This window comes from Frankia sp. AiPs1, assembly GCF_023716945.1.
Lineage (GTDB): Bacteria > Actinomycetota > Actinomycetes > Frankiales > Frankiaceae > Frankia.
In genome coordinates this window covers 1-1,977 of the sequence record NZ_JAMQQF010000804.1, presented here as the reverse complement: position 1 = coordinate 1,977, position 1,977 = coordinate 1, and the positions used below count along the sequence as shown (strand labels likewise).

The window sequence follows — 1,977 nt, the reverse complement described above, 5'->3', positions numbered from 1 at the left end:
CCTCGTCACCGGGTACGAGGGGTCCGGGCCGGCGGTCGAGCGGCGCGCCGCCGAGGTCGCGGGGGTGCTGCTGGCCGGCGGCGCCCGGCGGCTGGACGCCGCGGCCGGCGCCGACTGGGAACGGGGCCGGTTCCGGGCGCCCTACCTGCGCGACGCCCTGCTCGATCTGGGGATCTTCGCCGAGACGTTGGAGACCGCCGGGTTCTGGGCCACCCTGCCGGCGCTGTACGCGGGCGTGCGCGAGGCACTGACCGGATCGCTCGGCGCAGCAGGGCTGGCGCCGGTGGTGATGTGCCATATCTCCCACCTGTACGAGACCGGGGCGTCGTTCTACTTCACCGTGGTGTGCGCGCAGGGTGTGGACCCGATCGGGAGCTGGCGGGCGGCGAAGGCGGCGGCCGGCGATGCGATCATCGCCGCGGGCGGCACGATCACCCATCATCACGCCGTCGGCACGGAACATCGCCCCTGGCTCGGCGCCGAGATCGGTGACCTCGGCGTCGACGTGCTGCGCGCGGTGAAGCGCACCCTGGACCCCGCCGGAATTCTCAACCCGGGGGTCCTCGTCGCCTGACGCACACGCTGGCAGAGCGGCGCCCGGAGCCGTTGGTGCGTCCGGCCCGACTGGGCTACCCCGGATCGTGGGTACGAGGACACCATGGAGACCTTCGGCGCGGTCGTCGTCGCTCTGCTGCTTCTGCTGATCCCCGTGATTATCGTCAGCGCCGCCCTCGGCTGGGCCTTCGCGCGCTGCGCGCCCCTGCGGGCCGCCAACGCGGTGCAGGCCGCCCGGGACGAGCGCGCCCGAACCTGACCCGTCCCCGTGGCGGCCGATCTGGCCATCCCCGGCATCTGTCGCCGCCGCCTCGGCCAGGATGTGGGCATGACCAGCAGCGCGCCGCGCGAGCCGGATGCGTCCGAGCCGCTGACGCGCGGCCTGATCGTGATCGGGCCGGGCACGAGCTTCGGCGTCGAGCTGGTGCGCCGGTACGGGCGGGAGGGCTTCGCGCTGGGGGTCGTCTCCCGGTCCGCCGACACCCTCACCCGGGTGCGCGAGGCGCTGGCGCAGGAGGGGCTCACGGTGGCCGGCGCGGTCGCGGACGTCACCGACTCCACGGCGCTCGCCGGCGCGGTCGAGCGGGTGTCCGCCGAGATCGGCGGGCTCACCGTGCTCGTCTACAACGCCAAGCTCAGCATCCGCGGGGCCGCGCTCACGGTGGCGGCCGAGACGATGAACCAGACGCTCGCCGTCAACGTCACCGGGGCACTTGCGGCCGTGCAGGTGGCCGCCGGGCTGCTCGACGACCGGGTGGCCGCGACGATCCTGCTCACCACGGCGAGTCCGCGCACCGAACCGGTGGCCGGCCGCTTCGTCCTGGCCGTCGGTAAGGCGGGGCTGACCGCGCTCGCCGAGGCGCTGCGTCCGACGCTGGCCGCCCGCGGGATCCGGCTGCGCACGGTCGTCCTCGACGGGCGGGTAGGCCCGGCGGGCCCGCTTCGTCCCGCTGAGGTCGCGGACCACTTCTGGCAGGCGTTCGCGGCGCCGCGCGGCGACGTGTTCCGCCTGGCACCGGTCAGACGGGACACCGCGGTGGCGCAGCTCCCGCTGGAGGTGTGAGCTGTGGGTAACAGAGTGTGCCGGACCGGCGCCGAAGGTGCCTGTTCCGGCTTGCTTTGGGTGAAGGTCGGTAATCCGACAAGCCTGTTCCGGGGATGATCGGACCCGTGGGCCTGCCGGCGGCGCGTAACGTGCGACGATCCGGCAGAGCCTGGTGCATGACAGCCGACAGGCGGAAGACCACACAGCGACGGCGTGCTCCGGCGCGGTACTGGCAGGAGATGGTCCGGTGAACGACGGACGCGACGGTGACGGGCAGCCGGCGGACAGCACGCATGTGATGCCCGCCGACGGTGAGGGAACGCGGTCGGCGGGCGCGGCGCGGGCCGCGGGGCAGCGCGCTGCCCGACCGGGGGCGC

The 1,977-nt window shown here is 74.3% G+C and carries 3 protein-coding genes; all 3 read left to right on the top strand.

Annotated features, from left to right (window positions below; genetic code table 11):
* On the top strand, positions 1-574 hold a 574-nt coding region (locus tag ND748_RS30845), incomplete at its 5' end, for an FAD-linked oxidase C-terminal domain-containing protein (protein WP_285902950.1).
* An 84-nt stretch (positions 575-658) separates the two neighbouring features.
* Positions 659-814 (top strand): hypothetical protein, encoded by a 156-nt coding sequence (locus ND748_RS30840; RefSeq protein WP_251749827.1) that lies wholly within the window; start codon positions 659-661, stop codon positions 812-814.
* 69 nt (positions 815-883) lie between these two features.
* Positions 884-1,618, top strand: coding sequence for an SDR family oxidoreductase (locus ND748_RS30835; RefSeq protein ID WP_251749825.1), 735 nt, complete (start codon positions 884-886; stop codon positions 1,616-1,618).
* The last annotated feature ends 359 nt before the right edge of the window (positions 1,619-1,977 follow it).